The organism is Arthrobacter sp. Soil761 (genome assembly GCF_001428325.1).
Taxonomy (GTDB): domain Bacteria; phylum Actinomycetota; class Actinomycetes; order Actinomycetales; family Micrococcaceae; genus Arthrobacter.
Map to the genome: position 1 here is coordinate 103,606 of NZ_LMSF01000009.1, position 15,442 is coordinate 119,047.

The window sequence follows — 15,442 nt, forward strand, 5'->3', positions numbered from 1 at the left end:
TGATCGAACGATGACCTCTTCGAGCTACTTCCGTTTCCCGCATTTGCACGGCGATCTGGTCACTTTCGTGGCCGAGGACGACGTGTGGATTGCGCCCCTGGACGGCGGCCGCGCGTGGCGCGTCTCGTCGCTCCAGCTTCCTGCCCGCAACCCGCGTTTCACCCCGGACGGCAAGCGCCTGGTCTGGACGGTTGTGCAGGGAACGGCGCCGGAAGTTGTGTCGGCACGGGTCGACGGCGGCGGGTACCGCCAGCTCACCTACTTTGGCCACAGCACCACGAAGGTCAAGGGATTCACTGCCGGCGGTTCGGTGGTGGTCACCAGCGCCTTCCGCCAGGCCGAAAGCCGGCACACCCACGCATACAGTGTCCCTTTGGAGGGCGGCTGGGCGCAGGAGCTCCCCTACGGGCCGGTGGAATCCGTTGCATTTGGCCCCGAGGTGGGCGACGAACGTCCCGTGGTGCTGGCCAGCGTGCTGTCCCGCGAACCGGCCTGGTGGAAGCGGTACCGTGGCGGGACGGCGGGAAAACTGTGGATCGACCGCGACGGCAACGGGGAGTTCGAGCGGCTGCTGCCGGACGTTGACGGCAACCTCACCGATCCCCTGTGGGTGGACGGCCGGATTGCCTTCCTGTCCGACCACGAAGGCTACGGCAACCTGTACTCGGTCCTTCCCAACGGACAGGACCTGCGGCGCCACACCGACCACCAGGACTTTTATGTCCGGCACGCCGCCTCGGACGGCAAGCGCGTCATTTTCGAATCAGCCGGCGAACTCTGGGTCCTGAATGATCTTGGCTCGGAGGCTGTAAAGCTGGACATCACCCTTGGCTCGGCATCGCAGACCAGGCGTCCCGCCCTCCTTGATGCCGTCAAGCACCTGGGCGCGGTGGCGCCGGATGCGGCGGGGGCCGCCAGCGCGGTGGAGTCGCACGGAACCATCCACTGGCTGCGGCACAAGGACGGGCCGTCCCGCATCATCGAGGCCACCCCGGGAGTGCGGGCCCGGCTTCCCCGGCCCTTGGGGGATGGCCGCATCGCCTACATCGCGGACCACGACGGCGTGGAGGCACTGCATATCAAGGACATTGCCGCTCCAGTACCGCACGGCGCCGGGCACGCGCCGGCAAGCGGCGGCAAGGCCGGCGCAATTTCTGAAACTCCCGATTCTGGAAATCCCGCTCCCGCCGATACGGCACAGGACGGCGCGGCAGGGCCGGAAACGGTCAGCCTGCCGCAGCCTGTTCCCGCGTCCGGCGCGGCAGTGCTGTCCGGAGGGGCCGTCCACGTGCCCGCGGACGACGAACAGCAGGCAGATGTTGCACCGCAGGCCCCGGCCCCCGCGGCCGACGCCCAGGAACCCGCGGCAGAACCAGGCATCACCGTCCCCACGCCGTCACGCGCCAGTTCGCTGGAAGCAAGCCCCGACGGCCGCTGGGTTGCCCTGGGTACCTCGTTTGGCGACGTGCACGTCCTGGACACCCGCAGCGGAGATCTCTCGCGGGTGGCCAGCATTGGCGAAGGCAGCATCTCCGAGCTGGCATGGTCGGCGGACTCCCGCTGGCTGGCCTGGTCTGAACCGGTCACGTCCTTTGGCTCGCGCAGCCGGCTGCGCCTGGCCACCGTTGACCAGCTCGATGCCGAACCGGTGGACGTGACCGACGGACGCTTCCGCGACGCCTCGCCCGCCTTCACCCCGGACGGAAAGTTCCTCGCCTTCCTGTCCAACCGCAGCTTCGATCCCGTGTACGACGGACACTCGTTCGACCTCTCCTTCCCCAGCCCCATCAAGCCGTACCTCGTGGCACTCGCCGCGGAGACGCCGTCGCCCTTTGGCCCTTCCGTTGATCCCGCGGGCGCCGGGCCGGAAACCACAACGGACGCGGATGCCACAGCCGGCGCCGAAGCACGGGATGATGCCGTGCCTGCCGTGCACGTGGACGCGGAGGGCCTGGCGCACCGCGTCATCAGCGTTCCCGTGCCGCAGGGCAACTACAGCTCGCTGAAGGCCGTTGACGGCGCCCTCCTCTGGCTCGACTCAGCCCTGGCCGGCGTGACCGGCGACGGAAAGGCCAGCCAAGAGGACAAGGACGCCAGCCCCAGCCTGGTCCGGTACGACATCGGACGGCGCAGGCAGACCACCCTGGTGGACGCCGTGGACAGCTACCGGCTCTCCGGCGACCGCAGCAAGGTGGTATTGGTTTCCGACAAACAGGTCACCGTGGTGCCTTCTGACGCCAAGGCGGACGAGGACTCCGGCAAGGCAGTCAAAGTGGACCTGGGCCGCATCCGCGTCCTGATGGACCCGCTCAGCGTCTGGGGACAGGCGTTCGATGAAGCCTGGCGCCTGCAGCGGGACTTTTTCTGGACCGAGGACATGGCGGGGCAGGACTGGGAATCCATCCACGCCCGCTACCGGCCCCTGGTCGGGCGGCTGGGCTCCCACGATGACCTGGTGGACCTGCTGTGGGAACTGCACGGCGAGCTGGGGACATCGCACGCGTACGTGCGCCCCGCTCCGGTTACCGAACGCGGCAGCCGGGGACAGGGCAGGCTGGGCGCAGACCTGGCGCACACCGCCCACGGCTGGGAAATCAGCCGCATCCTGGCCGGCGAGTCCTCCGACCCGCTTGCCATCTCCCCGCTGACCAGGCCCGGGGTTGGGGCCAAGGCGGGAGACATCCTGCTGGCCATTGACGGCGTCCCGTTGTCCGGAGCCGTCACCCCGGCCATGCAGTTGGTGGGAGCGGCCGGCCGTGCCGTGGAGCTGACCCTCCTCAACGGCCCGGGGCACGGCGGTGCCCAAGGCACCCAGCGCCGGGTCGCCGTCGTGCCCATCAAGGATGAGGAGCGGCTGCGTTACCAGGAATGGGTTGCCGGCAACCGGCGCACCGTCCGGGAAGCGTCCAACGGAACCTTTGGCTACCTGCATATCCCGGACATGATGGCCAACGGCTGGGCGCAGCTGCACCGCGACCTCGATACGGAAACAGCACTGGACGGCCTGATCGTCGATGTCCGCCGCAACCGTGGGGGACACACATCGCAGCTCGTCGCGGAACTGATAGGCCGCAAGGTCACCGGATGGAGCATGCCGCGCGGGGAAAAGCCGCGGACCTACCCCCACCACGCACCCAGGGGGCCCGTGATCATCCTCGCGGACGAGTTTGCCGGGTCCGACGGCGACATCATCACCCAGGTCTCGAAGCTGCGTGGCATCGGCCCGGTCATCGGAACACGTACGTGGGGCGGTGTGGTGGGCATCGACAACCGGTTCGCGCTGGCGGACGGCACCGGCGTCACCCAGCCCCGCTATGCCAACTGGTTCAGCGGCGGCGTGGGGTGGAGCGTGGAGAACTACGGCGTTGATCCGGACATCGAAGTGGCCTTCCCGCCGCACGCCTACGCCGCGGGGCGCGATCCCCAATTGGAGTACGGCATTGGGGCGCTGAAGGAAATGATCCAGGAACTGCCCACCGACCGGCCGCCGGCGCGTTCCGGCTACCGCCGGTTGAAGCCCGCTCCGCTGCCCGCCCGCCGGCAGGAGAGCTAGCCTTCACCGGCAACAGCAAAGGCCCTGCCTTTCCGGGATTGCCCGGAAGGCAGGGCCTTTGCGTTGTGCAGAGGGTGGCGCTCAGATCATGCGCTCAAGACCGGCGTGGCCTAGGACTGCAGGGTGGCGTCCAGGGTGATCTCGATGCCGGCCAGGGCCTGGGACACGGGGCAACCCTTCTTGGCGGCTTCGGCAATGCGCTGGAAGTCTTCCTGCGAGATGCCGGGGATGCGGGCCTCCAGGGTCAGGTGGCTGCCGGTGATGCCGGTGCCGGGCTGGAAGCCAACCTCGGACCTGGTGTTGACCTCCTCCGGCGTGAATCCCGCCTGGCTGAGTTCGTGGCTGAAGGCCATGGAGAAGCAGGCGGAGTGGGCTGCAGCGATCAGCTCTTCGGGGCTGGTCTTTCCGCCGGCAGCCTCCGTGCGCGCCTTCCAGGTGACATCGAAGGTGCCCAGGCCGGAGCTGTCCAGGGTGGTGTTGCCAGAGCCCTCGGTAAGGCTTCCGGTCCATACCGTGTGGGCGTTGCGTGTTGTAGCCATGTCTCTCCTCAGCGTCGATTCGATCCGGGCCCGGCACCCGCGGCCGGACCCACCGTTTTCCATCCTAGGGACCAGGCACCTCCGGTGCACGGATTGTCCGCTCTCAGAGGATTATGACCGGGGTCCCCGGGGTGGAGCGGTTACTGCCAGATGGTGGCGATGGCGATGTTGACCAGGGCCAGCCCGCCCACGCCATGGGCGAGCCCGGTGGAGACGGGCAGGCCGTTCTTGGCCTTGCGTGTCCCAATGACAGCCAGGACGGCGACCACGACGGCGATGACGAACTTGATGCCCAGCTTGGCGTAGTTGGGATCCTTGTCCGGCAGGAACGGCAGGATGCCCATCATGGCGATGCCGGTCAGCAGTTGCAGGAAGGCGCCGTCACGCTGGCGGGGGTGCACGGTGGGCGTCCGCATCGTGGCGATCCAGTAGCCCACGATCATGGCGGCTCCCACCACGTGCAGGAAAACCAGGATGTTGAAGAGAATATTCATGGCTCCAGCTTAGCCAGTCAGTTCTACGGCCCGTAGCAAAGCCACGCGCACGGGGGCTCCGGGCGCAGGCGGCTGCGTTGGTTAAACCGCGACGGCGGTGCCGGCTGCGGGAGGTTTCCCACCCATGCCGGCACCGCCGTTGTCGTATTGCTGCGGAGGCTAGAGCCCCAGGTCCGCTTCGAAGGCGCCTTCTTCGAGGCGTGCCTTCAGGGTCTGGAGGAACCGGCCGGCGTCGGCACCGTCCACCAGGCGGTGGTCGTACGTCAGGGACAGGTACATCATGGAGCGGATGGCGATCGAGTCGTCGCCGTTTTCGTCAGCAACCACGACGGGCCGCTTGACGATGGCGCCGGTGCCCAGGATGCCCACCTGCGGCTGGTTGATGATCGGGGTGTCGAACAGCGCGCCCACCGAGCCGATGTTCGTGATGCTGAACGTGCCGCCGGACAGTTCGTCCGGGCCGATCTTGCCGTCGCGGGTGCGGGAGGCAACGTCGGCGATCTTGCCGGCGAGGCCGGCAAGGTTCAGGTTGCCGGCGTCTGCGATGACCGGAACCAGCAGGCCCTTGTCAGTGTCGACGGCGATCGCCAGGTGTTCGGCGTTGTGGTAGGTGATTTCCTGCTTGTCCTCGTCGTAGGCAGCGTTGAGCTTGGGGTGCTGCTTGAGGGCCTCGGCCACGGCCTTGGCGATGAAGGGCAGGAACGTCAGCTTGGTGCCGTTCTGGGCCTGGAAAGAGTTCTTGGCCCTGGCGCGCAGCTTGGCGACCTTGGTCATGTCCACCTCGTGGACCTGGGTGAGCTGGGTGGAGATCTCCAGGGACTCGCGCATGCGCCGGGCAATGACCTGGCGGATGCGGGGAGCCTTCTGGGCGGTGCCGCGCAGCGAGGAGGCAGCTCCAGCCGATGCGGCCGGTGCGGATGCGGCAGGGGTTGCGGCCGGTGCGGCAGCGGGAGCCGCCTTGGCTTCAGCGGCGGCGATGACATCCTGCTTGCGGATGCGGCCGCCGACGCCGGTGCCGGACAGTGAAGTGATGTCCACCCCGTGCTGGTTGGCCAGCTTGCGGACCAGGGGAGTGACGTAGCCGGATTCGGACCCGTTGGCCGGTGCGGCCTCCTGGGCTGCAGGGGCTGCAGCGGGAGCGGGGGCTGCCTTGGGCGCTTCCTGGGCGGGTGCCGGAGCAGCGGGGGCCGGGGCGGCAGCCGGAGCTTCCTGCTGGGGGGCTTCCTGCCGGGGAGCCTCGGCGGGGGCCGGTGCAGCCTGGGGAGCCGGAGCAGCGGCAGCGCCGGAGCCGATGACGGCCAGCACGGAACCGACTTCAGCGGTCTCGTCCTCATTGACCCGGATTTCCTGCAGCGTGCCGGCAACCGGGGACGGGATCTCGGTGTCGACCTTGTCCGTGGAGACTTCCAGCAGGGGCTCGTCGACCTCCACCTGGTCGCCAACGGCCTTGAGCCAGCGGGTGACAGTGCCTTCGGTGACGCTTTCGCCCAGTGCGGGGAGGGTTACTTCATGGCTTTCGCCGCCGCCTGCGGCCGGTGCCTCCGGTGCGGAAGTTTCCTGGGCGGAAGTTTCCTGGGCCGGGGCTTCAGGAGCGGGTGCCTCGGTGGAAGGTGCCTCCGCAGGAGCGGGAGCTTCCTGGGCCGGTGCCGCAGCGGGAGCTTCCCCGGCTGGGGCGGAACCGCCGCCGGAGCCGTCACCAATGCGTACCAGGGGTGCGCCTACCTCGGCGGTCTCGTCTTCAGCGACCAGGATTTCTTCAATCACGCCAGCTACAGGAGAGGGGATTTCAGTGTCTACTTTGTCGGTGGAGACTTCGAGCAGCGGCTCGTCCACCTCTACCCGGTCACCTACCTGCTTGAGCCAGCGGGTGACGGTTCCTTCGGTGACACTCTCACCGAGGGCGGGCAAGTTAACGGATTCAGACATGTCGTCCCCGTTCTCCTTATTGATCTTTAGTGCGAATGATTGCTGCCTTGTTGGAAGCCTAGTGCACCCGGTCTGGACGACCGGGTGCACCGGGCCTGGTAATGCTGCGGAAAACTAGCCGTGCAGCGGCTTGCCGGCCAGTGCCAGGTGCGCTTCGCCGAGGGCTTCGTTCTGGGTGGGGTGGGCGTGCACCAGCTGGGCCACGTCCTCCGGGTAGGCTTCCCAGTTCACGATCAGCTGGGCCTCGCCAACCTGCTCGCCCATGCGTGCGCCGATCATGTGGACGCCCACCACGGGGCCGTCCTTCTGGCGGACCAGCTTGACCAGGCCGGAGGTACCCAGGATGGAGCTCTTGCCGTTGCCGGCCAGGTTGTATTCCTGGGTCTGCACCTGGTCTTCGCCGAACTTTTCCTTGGCAGCCTTTTCGGTGTAACCAACGGTGGCGATTTCGGGGTCGGAGTAGGTGACCTTGGGGATGTTGATGTCCTCGACCACCACGGGCTTCAGGCCGGCAATTTCCTCGGCCACGAAAATGCCCTGCTGGTAGCCGCGGTGGGCCAGCTGCACGCCGGGGACGATATCGCCTACGGCGTAGATGTTGCCCACGCCGGTGTGCAGGCGCTCGTTGGTGATGACGAAGCCGCGGTCGATGGTGACGCCGGCCTCCTCGTAGCCCAGGTTGGCGGTGACGGGGCCGCGGCCGACGGCGACCAGCAGCAGGTCGGCTTCGAAGGTCTTGCCGTCCACCAGGGTGACCTTGACGCCGTCGTCATTCTGCTCAACGCCCTGGAAGAAGACGCCGGTGGAGAACTTGATGCCGCGCTTCTTGAAGGCGCGCTCGAAGTTCTTGACGATCGTTGCGTCCTCGTTGGGAACGAGGGAGGGCAGGCCTTCGACGATGGTGACGTCCACGCCGAACGACTTCCAGACCGAGGCGAACTCGACGCCGATGACGCCGCCGCCCAGGATGATGGCGCTCTTGGGGATGAAGTCCATGGTCAAGGCCTGGTCGGAGGTGATGACCTTGCCGCCGATTTCCAGGCCGGGAAGGGTGCGCGAGTAGGAACCGGTGGCCAGGACGATGTTCTTGCCCTTGTACGCGGTGCCGTTAACCACGACGGTGTCGGTGCCCTGCAGCTTGCCTTCACCCTCGATGACGGTGATGCCCTTGGACTTGATGAGTCCCTGCAGTCCCTTGAACTTGCCGGCGATGATGCCGTCCTTGTACGCGTTGACGGCGTTGATGTCGATGCCGTCCAGGGTGACGTTCACGCCGTACTTGGCGGAGTCACGGGCGTGGTCGGCCAGCTCTGCGGAGTGCAGCAGGGCCTTGGTGGGAATGCAGCCGTTGTGGAGGCAGGTGCCGCCCAGCTTGCCCTTCTCCACGAGGCCGACGGTGAGGCCGAGCTGTACCGCACGCAGCGCCGCAGCGTATCCGCCGCTGCCGCCACCGAGTACCAGGATGTCGAATTCTTGCGCAGTTGCCTGATCGGCCACTAAAACGCTCCCTCGCGTGAACGATGACGCGTTCTGCGCGCATCATCTGGTCTTGGAACTTGCACTGCCGTGATTATGTCAGCAGGGCAACTCTCTTGCATTTGTGACTACCGTGGTTCACCTTAGCGAACCACCTATCCATGCTCCACCTTGGCGCTGCGTTTGTGGAGCGCTTGTGTCCAGTGTCACGCGGCCCTGTGGCACAGCAATCACTGCACCGCAGGGCCGCGCGGCACGGGGCCTGGAGCCCGTGACCCAGGCAGTTTGCTCAGGCCGCGGCCAGGATGTCCTCCACGTAGGCAACCAGGGTACGGACAGTGCATCCGGTGCCCTGCTTGTGGGTGTAGCCGTAGGGGCTGCCGTTATTAAAGGACGGCCCCGCAATATCGATGTGCGCCCAGGGGATCTGTTCGCCCGCTTTGTCCTTACCCACGAATTCGCGAAGGAACACAGCAGCGGTCATCATGCCGCCGTGGCGTTCGCCAATGTTGGCCAGGTCCGCCACCTGGGAATCCAGGCTGGGGCGCAGCTCCTCCGGCAGGGGCATGGGCCAGACCAGTTCGCCGGCACGGTCGGCCGCCGCCTTGAGGGCGCCCGTGACGCTTTCCGAGCCCATGACACCGGCAGTGCGGTTGCCGAGGGCGATGAGCTGCGCGCCGGTCAGCGTGGCCACGTCGATGATGGCGTCCGGGTATTCGCGGCTGGCTGCAACGATGCCGTCCGCCATGACCAGGCGGCCTTCGGCGTCGGTGTTAAGGACTTCAACCGTCTTGCCGCCGAACATGGTCAGCACATCGGCCGGGCGCGACGCGCCGCCGCCCGGCATGTTCTCCGCGATGCACAGCCAGGCGGTCGCCTTCACGGGCAGGCCCAGGCCGGCAAGGGCCAAAACAGTATTAAGTACGACGGCGGCGCCCGCCATGTCGCTCTTCATGTCGCCCATGTTCAGGGCCGGCTTGAGGGAGATGCCGCCGGTGTCGAACGTGATCCCCTTGCCGACCAGCGCAACCTTGGCGGTGGCCTTGGCGGGGGAGTACTCCACCTTAACCAGCCGCGGCTGGCGGGTGGAGCCCTTGCCCACGCCCATGATGCCGCCGAAGCCTTCCTTCTCAAGCCGCTTCTCGTCCCAGACGGTGACCTTGACGGGGAGGCCCTTGGCAAGGTCCTTGGCGGCCTCGGCGAAGGACTCCGGGTAAAGGTGGCTCGGCGGCGTGTTGACCAGTGAGCGGGTCGCGTTGACGGCTTTGGCCACCAGTCCTGCCCGCTTCAGTGCGGCGCCCAGGTCCGTGCTGCCTGCCAGTTCCGTGAAGATGACGGCATTGCGGACGGGATCCTTGAGCCCGTCCGTGGAAGACCGGAACTCGGTGAAGGCGTAGGCGCCCAGCGCAGCACCCTCGGCGACGGCCGAAACATCCTGCACCGTCGCCGTCGGGAACGCCAGGGTTACGGTGGCGAGGCCGGCCAGCTGCCGGACCGCGGATCCCGCTGCCCGGCGGAGTGCCTCACCGGTGAGCGGTGTGCCTTCCGGCACCTTTCCCACTCCGGCGAGGACCAGGATGCCGGCGCCGGTTTCGGGCAGTCCCGGGAGGCGGACCAGCTGGTCCGCCGCGCCGGTAACTCCGAGTGCCTTGAGGGAGTCAGCCAGGGCCTCCGCGGACTTCGCCGTCAGCGGGTTGTCCAGCAGGACGGGCCCGTCGCTTCCCTTCCCCACCCCGATCACCACGGCATCGCTGGGGTTCCTCTTAAGGTCCCGCGAGACGGTACTAAGGTTGACTTCAGTATTCTTGACCACAGGGATGAGTCCTCAATTCTCGAAACGATCGGGCAGGGATGCATGTTGGGCGCTCTGCCATGGTGGCCCGGATCCGGCCGTTCTGGACGGTGCCCGGGTGGTTGCAAGCCCGCCTGGCAGGCCAGTTCCGATCGTAGCCGTTCCCCTGCGGAGCGACAGAATTTCCTGAGATGTGCGCCACACCGCGGCCCGGAATGCCGGGTGCCCCTGCGGCGTTATGAATGATGTCCACCCGTACCCCTGAAAGGAACACGCCGTGCTTGAACGGATTTCCGGCTCCCTGCTGGACCCCGACGCGCTCTATGCCAGCAACATCGAGCTGTTCCACAGCCCGGAGCTGCAGGGGCTGAACCTGGTCATGGGTTTCACCGGGTTCGCCGACGCCGGCCATGTGGTGAAGCAGATCAACGCCGAACTGCTGGACACCCTCGACGCCCAGCCCGTGGCGGTCTTCGATGCGGACCAGTTGATTGACTACAGGTCCCGCCGGCCGCACCTGAGTTTCGTGGAAGACCACATCCAGGACTACCAGGAGCCCCGGCTGGCACTCTACCGACTGGTGGACGGGCTGGGGAAGCCATTCCTCCTCCTGGCCGGCTTCGAACCTGACCTGCAATGGGAACGGTTTGCCCGCGCCGTGGTGAACATCGTGGAAAAGCTGGACGTCAACCTGGTCACATGGATCCACTCCATCCCCATGCCCGTGCCGCACACCCGGCCCGTAGGCGTGACGGTACACGGGAACCGGCCTGAGCTGATCGAGGGCATCTCCGTGTGGAAGCCCACCGTTGAAGTTCCCGCTGCTGTTGGCCACATCCTGGAGCTGCGCCTCGTGGAGGCGGGCCGCAATGTTGCCGGCTACGTCATCCACGTCCCGCACTACCTCGCCGAGGCCGAGTACCCCACCGCCGCCGTCGCCGGCCTGGAATACCTTGGCGCCGCAACGTCCCTGATGCTGCCCACCGACCGGCTCCGTGAGTCCGGGCGCGAGGTCAGCCGGCAGATTGCCCAGCAAATCGAGGCGTCCGAGGAGGTCCAGCAGGTGGTCTCCCGCCTCGAGACACGCTACGACGAGAAGGCCGACGGCATCGTCCGCCGGTCGCTCCTGGCCAACGAGAACGACGAGCTTCCCGACGCCGACGACCTGGGTGCCGCCGTGGAGGCCTACCTGGCCAGGGAGAACCCGGGGCAGTAGCGGGACGTCACGGCTTCCGGGCTGCGGGCGCGCGCCGGGCATAATGAACTGGTGACTGCTCCCCGCGCCTGGCTTATCTGGACCATTGGAATTTTCGGGTACCTGGTGGCCGTGGCGCAGCGGACCTCCTTCGGCGTGGTGGGGCTCGAGGCCACGGAGCGGTTCCACGCCACGGCGTCCGCCATCTCCTTCTTCACCGTCCTGCAGCTGCTGGTGTACGCCGGGCTCCAGATCCCGGTGGGCCTGCTGGTGGACAGGTTCGGCTCGCGTGCCATGATCGCAGGCGGCGCTGTCCTGATGGGACTCGGACAGGTGCAGCTGGCCTTCGCCGAGAGCATCCCCGGGGGAGTCCTTGGCCGTGTCCTGGTGGGCGCCGGCGACGCCATGACCTTTATCTCGGTGATCAGGCTCATCCCGCTGTGGTTCGCCCCCGCCCGCGTCCCCCTGGTCACGCAGTTGACCGGCATGTCCGGCCAGTTGGGTCAGCTGTTCAGTGTCCTGCCCTTCGCGCTGGTCCTGCACCTGTCCGGCTGGACCCCCGCTTTCCTGATGCTGGCAGGAATGTCCGCACTCGCCGTCGTGCTGGTACTCCTGCTCCTGCAGGATGTCCCACCGGGGACCGAACGGCCGCACGCCCGGCAGGGACTCAAGGCCACCGGCGCCTCACTGGCCCGTGCCTGGAGCCAGCCCGGAACCCGGCTGGGAATGTGGAGCCACTTCACCATCCAGTTCAGTGGCACCGTCTTTGCCATGACGTGGGGCTACCCGTTCCTGATCTCGGGCCAGGGCCTGGACGCGGCCACCGTCGCAGCGCTGATGGCCCTGTACGTTGCCGCAGCCATGGCAGTGGGCCCGTTCATCGGGCGCTTCGTTTCGCGCCATCCACTGCGCCGTTCCACCATGGTGCTGCTGATCGCCGGCGCCACCGCCACGGCATGGGCCGCGGTGCTGCTGCTGCCCGGGCGCGCTCCGCTGTGGCTGCTGGCAGGCCTGGTGGTGGTGCTCGCAATCGGCGGCCCCGGTTCCATGATCGGCTTCGACTTCGCGCGGACCTTCAACCCCGCGCACCGGATCGGCACTGCCACCGGCATTGTCAACGTTGGTGGCTTCATCGCTGCCCTGGTCTCCATCTTCCTGATTGGCCTTGTGCTCGACGTCCTGAACGCCACCGGGTTTTCACAGGGGGTGCTCTACGGCCTGGCACCCTTCCGGCTGGCTTTGAGCGTCCAGTTCCTGCTCCTGGGGATTGGTGCCGCAGCCATCCTGGCCTCCCGCCGGAAGGTCCGCCGGCAAATGGCCGCCCAGGGCATCGTGGTTCCGCCACTGCGCAGCGCCATCGCCCGGCAGCGCCGTGAAAGCCTGGCCCGCCGCAGCCAGCCGACGCCCACGGACGACTGAGCCACTCCCGTTCGCGGGTTCCCCGCACTCTTCCTCCACGGCACCGGTTACCCACATAGCCGGACTGGCCACTGCCCGCGCCCCCGCCGGCGGCGAATGCTGGAGCCATGACAGGTTCAGAACGATTAGTAGTGCGCGGCCCGGAAGACATCCTTGGCTTCATTCCGCATTCGCTCGGGTACTGGCCAGCTGCCAGCCTGGTGGCCATGACGCTGCACGGCACCACGCTCGGAGCCACACTCCGGCTTGACCTTCCGGGCCCGGCGAACCAGGCCGACCCCGCCGCGTTTGCCCGTGCCGTCCGGCGCTACCTTGAATCAGACCAGGACGCTGACGGCTCTTTGCTGGCTGTCTTCACCAGCGACGCCGGAATGGGACCGCCATCCGCCTACGACCTCCTGGTCGACACGGTGCGACGTGCGCTGGACCAGGCCGGGATGCCTGTCCGCGATGCCTGGTTGGTGGGCGATGAGTACTGGCGGGACGCCCTGTGCAGCGACGCCTCCTGCTGCCCGCTTCCGGGACGTCCCGTGCAGGAGATCAGGGACAGCATGCTGAATACGGAGATGGTGTACCGGGGCAGCAGCATTGGACCCGCGCCACGAGCGGGGAGCCAGCCGGAAGCCCCGGTCCCCGCCATGCACCTGGCGGCCGTCCTTGAGGCACAGGCCGGCTGGGAGCACGAGCTCGGCGGGCAGTCCCGCAGCAGGGCACAGTTCAACGCGGTGCTTGACTTCTGGGAGTTGCTGCTGGAGCGGAGCCATGACGGGCAGTGGATTCCGGACGTTGAACGGGACGCCTTCCTGCGCGCCACGCTGCTCGTTCCCACCTGGCGCGACGCCCTGCTTGTGATGGCTGCGGCGGGACGGGCCGCCGCGGAGGCAGGCGCAGAACAGTTCGGCGTCCTTTCCGAGGACGGGGGCGACGTTTCCGCAGTGGCGCTGCCGTTGCTGCCTCCGCCGGGATTCGCCGGCCGGCAGCAGCGCCGGGCGGCCGGTGCCGCTTCCGGCGCTGTTCCTGCCGGCTACGGCGAGGTCCTCATGGGCCTGGCGCCGGCCGCGCCGGACTGGGCCGGACTGGACGCGCTGGACCGGATTCTGGGGCACCTGGCAGTGTTGGGCGGACACCCGGCCGCAGCAGCGCTCACGCTCCGAGGATGGGTGGCCTGGTCCCGGGGACGCGGCTCCTACGCGGCTGCCCACTTGGGCCGGGCGCTTGAGCTTGAACCGGAGTACCGGCTTGCCGAGCTCCTGCTGGATATCGTGGGCAGGGGGACGCTTTGTGGCTGGGCCGCCCGGAAGGAGGCGGCCTGGCAAAAGTTCCCGAAGGATCCTGCTGGGGAGAAGGAGACGCTGTGAGCCGGACCCGGGCGTCGTGAAGCCGGCCGGACATGCCCCGGCCGGGCCGGGCCCGCCGGGGCAGCCGTAACGGATGGCGGCAGGGGAGGTTGGATCCGGGCAAATCGTGAGACAATGGATGCCGAGACCCGGTTGGGTCCGTGTATCGAGTGCTTGTAAGCGTCCCCGCAAGGGAACATTACAGCCACTCCGGGAGTTGTCTTAAGTGACTCTGCCGGCCGTGGTGGTGCTTGGTTTCCACCACGGACTTGACAGGGTCATAGTGGTGTTGCCCGTATGGTGATTCCACAGACCACCGCTAGAAAGGTTTTCTGTGACCCCGTCTTCCACGAAGAAGGATTCCGCCGCCCAGGATGTCTTGTCCCCTGAGGAGAAGCAGGCCGCGACCAATGCCAAGCGGGCAGCTACGCGGGCAGCCAACAAGGCTTCGGCCGGCGAGGCTGCAGGCGACAGCAAGCGCGAGCCCAAGAAGCGTGGGCCCAAGCCCGGCGCCAAGGCCGCAGCCGAGGCTGCGGGAAAGTCCGCCGCCGGTGACGTTGACCCGGACGAGGTCGAAGACGTCGAGGAAGACCTCGACGACATCGTCCTCGAAGGTCCGGACGCAGCAGAGGACGTCGACGCCGACCCCGTCAAGGGTGCCGCCGGCAGCGGCAAGGGCTTCGTCTACTCCGATGCAGACGACGACGACGCGCCCGTGCAGCAGGTTATGTCTGCCGGCGCCACGGCCGACCCCGTCAAGGACTACCTGAAGCAGATCGGTAAGGTGGCGCTGCTCAATGCGGAGCAGGAAGTCGACCTTGCGCTGCGGATCGAGGCCGGGCTGTTCGCCGAGGAAAAGATCGCCGCGGACGACGGCTCCATGGATCCGAAATACAAGCGTGAACTCGAATTCATCATCCACGACGGCAAGCGCGCCAAGAACCACCTGCTGGAAGCCAACCTCCGCCTGGTGGTCTCGCTGGCCAAGCGCTACACCGGCCGCGGCATGCTGTTCCTGGACCTGATCCAGGAAGGCAACCTTGGCCTGATCCGCGCCGTGGAGAAGTTCGACTACACCAAGGGCTTCAAGTTCTCCACCTACGCCACCTGGTGGATCCGCCAGGCCATCACCCGCGCCATGGCCGACCAGGCCCGCACCATCCGTATCCCGGTGCACATGGTCGAGGTCATCAACAAGCTGGCACGTGTACAGCGCCAGATGCTGCAGGACCTGGGCCGCGAACCCACGCCCGAAGAACTGGCACTGGAACTGGACATGACGCCGGAAAAGGTGGTCGAGGTCCAGAAGTACGGCCGCGAGCCGATTTCGCTGCACACCCCCCTGGGTGAGGACGGCGATTCCGAATTCGGCGACCTGATCGAGGACTCGGAAGCCGTTGTTCCGGCTGACGCCGTGAGCTTCACCCTCCTGCAGGAACAGCTGCACTCCGTCCTGGACACCCTTTCCGAACGCGAGGCCGGCGTGGTTGCCATGCGCTTTGGCCTGACTGACGGACAGCCGAAGACTTTAGACGAAATCGGAAAGGTCTACGGCGTCACCCGCGAGCGGATCCGCCAGATCGAGTCGAAGACCATGTCCAAGCTCCGGCACCCCTCCCGGTCGCAGGTGCTGCGGGACTACCTGGACTAACCTCTTCCGCACGACAAAACAGGGGCCGTTCGGGAACCCACTGCACGGTGGATTCCGGAA

10 protein-coding genes are annotated in these 15,442 nt (G+C 67.1%); 5 read left to right on the forward strand and 5 right to left on the reverse strand.

Translation table 11 applies throughout. The features are described 5' to 3' along the window. Nucleotides 1-10: 10 nt before the first annotated feature. On the forward strand, nucleotides 11-3,553 hold the full coding sequence (locus tag ASG79_RS07485; RefSeq protein ID WP_056389807.1) for a S41 family peptidase: 3,543 nt from the start codon (nucleotides 11-13) through the stop codon (nucleotides 3,551-3,553). 110 nt (nucleotides 3,554-3,663) lie between these two features. Here the strand turns inward: ASG79_RS07485 and ASG79_RS07490 are convergent, their stop codons facing one another. The 5 genes from ASG79_RS07490 to ASG79_RS07510 all read right to left on the reverse strand — a co-directional run bounded on the left by ASG79_RS07490 (nucleotide 3,664) and on the right by ASG79_RS07510 (nucleotide 9,801). Further along, a complete protein-coding gene (locus tag ASG79_RS07490; protein WP_018769669.1) occupies nucleotides 3,664-4,092 on the reverse strand; it encodes an OsmC family protein in 429 nt (142 codons plus the stop codon). 140 nt (nucleotides 4,093-4,232) lie between these two features. Next, nucleotides 4,233-4,586 (reverse strand): hypothetical protein, encoded by a 354-nt coding sequence (locus tag ASG79_RS07495; RefSeq protein WP_056389810.1) that lies wholly within the window; start codon nucleotides 4,584-4,586, stop codon nucleotides 4,233-4,235. Between the two features lie 159 nt (nucleotides 4,587-4,745). Further along, nucleotides 4,746-6,512: a 2-oxoglutarate dehydrogenase, E2 component, dihydrolipoamide succinyltransferase gene (gene sucB / locus ASG79_RS07500; RefSeq protein WP_056389811.1), complete on the reverse strand. Its 1,767-nt coding sequence runs from the start codon at nucleotides 6,510-6,512 to the stop codon at nucleotides 4,746-4,748. Between the two features lie 114 nt (nucleotides 6,513-6,626). Then, nucleotides 6,627-8,009 (reverse strand): dihydrolipoyl dehydrogenase, encoded by a 1,383-nt coding sequence (gene lpdA / locus ASG79_RS07505; protein ID WP_018769672.1) that lies wholly within the window; start codon nucleotides 8,007-8,009, stop codon nucleotides 6,627-6,629. Nucleotides 8,010-8,277: 268 nt separating this feature from the next. After that, on the reverse strand, nucleotides 8,278-9,801 hold the full coding sequence (locus tag ASG79_RS07510; RefSeq protein ID WP_056389814.1) for a leucyl aminopeptidase: 1,524 nt from the start codon (nucleotides 9,799-9,801) through the stop codon (nucleotides 8,278-8,280). A gap of 256 nt (nucleotides 9,802-10,057) precedes the next feature. Between ASG79_RS07510 and ASG79_RS07515 the strand changes: the two genes are divergently transcribed. From ASG79_RS07515 to ASG79_RS07530, 4 genes are all read left to right on the forward strand, one after another. After that, nucleotides 10,058-10,996 carry a proteasome assembly chaperone family protein gene (locus ASG79_RS07515; protein ID WP_018769674.1) on the forward strand — a complete coding sequence of 313 codons (939 nt, stop codon included), beginning with the start codon at nucleotides 10,058-10,060 and terminating at the stop codon, nucleotides 10,994-10,996. Between the two features lie 51 nt (nucleotides 10,997-11,047). Then, a complete protein-coding gene (locus tag ASG79_RS07520; protein WP_056389817.1) occupies nucleotides 11,048-12,394 on the forward strand; it encodes an MFS transporter in 1,347 nt (448 codons plus the stop codon). A 107-nt stretch (nucleotides 12,395-12,501) separates the two neighbouring features. Beyond that, nucleotides 12,502-13,752: a DUF4192 domain-containing protein gene (locus ASG79_RS07525; RefSeq protein ID WP_056389819.1), complete on the forward strand. Its 1,251-nt coding sequence runs from the start codon at nucleotides 12,502-12,504 to the stop codon at nucleotides 13,750-13,752. 313 nt (nucleotides 13,753-14,065) lie between these two features. Continuing rightward, nucleotides 14,066-15,382 (forward strand): RNA polymerase sigma factor, encoded by a 1,317-nt coding sequence (locus ASG79_RS07530; RefSeq protein ID WP_018769677.1) that lies wholly within the window; start codon nucleotides 14,066-14,068, stop codon nucleotides 15,380-15,382. Nucleotides 15,383-15,442: the final 60 nt, after the last annotated feature.

Excerpts from the sequence above, each read along its gene's own strand:
- ASG79_RS07485 (WP_056389807.1), top strand. The coding sequence starts at position 11 with ATGACCTCTTCGAGCTACTTCCGTTTCCCGCATTTGCACGGCGATCTG.
- ASG79_RS07525 (WP_056389819.1), top strand. The coding sequence starts at position 12,502 with ATGACAGGTTCAGAACGATTAGTAGTGCGCGGCCCGGAAGACATCCTT.
- sucB (WP_056389811.1), bottom strand. The coding sequence starts at position 6,512 with ATGTCTGAATCCGTTAACTTGCCCGCCCTCGGTGAGAGTGTCACCGAA.
- ASG79_RS07490 (WP_018769669.1), bottom strand. The coding sequence starts at position 4,092 with ATGGCTACAACACGCAACGCCCACACGGTATGGACCGGAAGCCTTACC.
- ASG79_RS07495 (WP_056389810.1), bottom strand. The coding sequence starts at position 4,586 with ATGAATATTCTCTTCAACATCCTGGTTTTCCTGCACGTGGTGGGAGCC.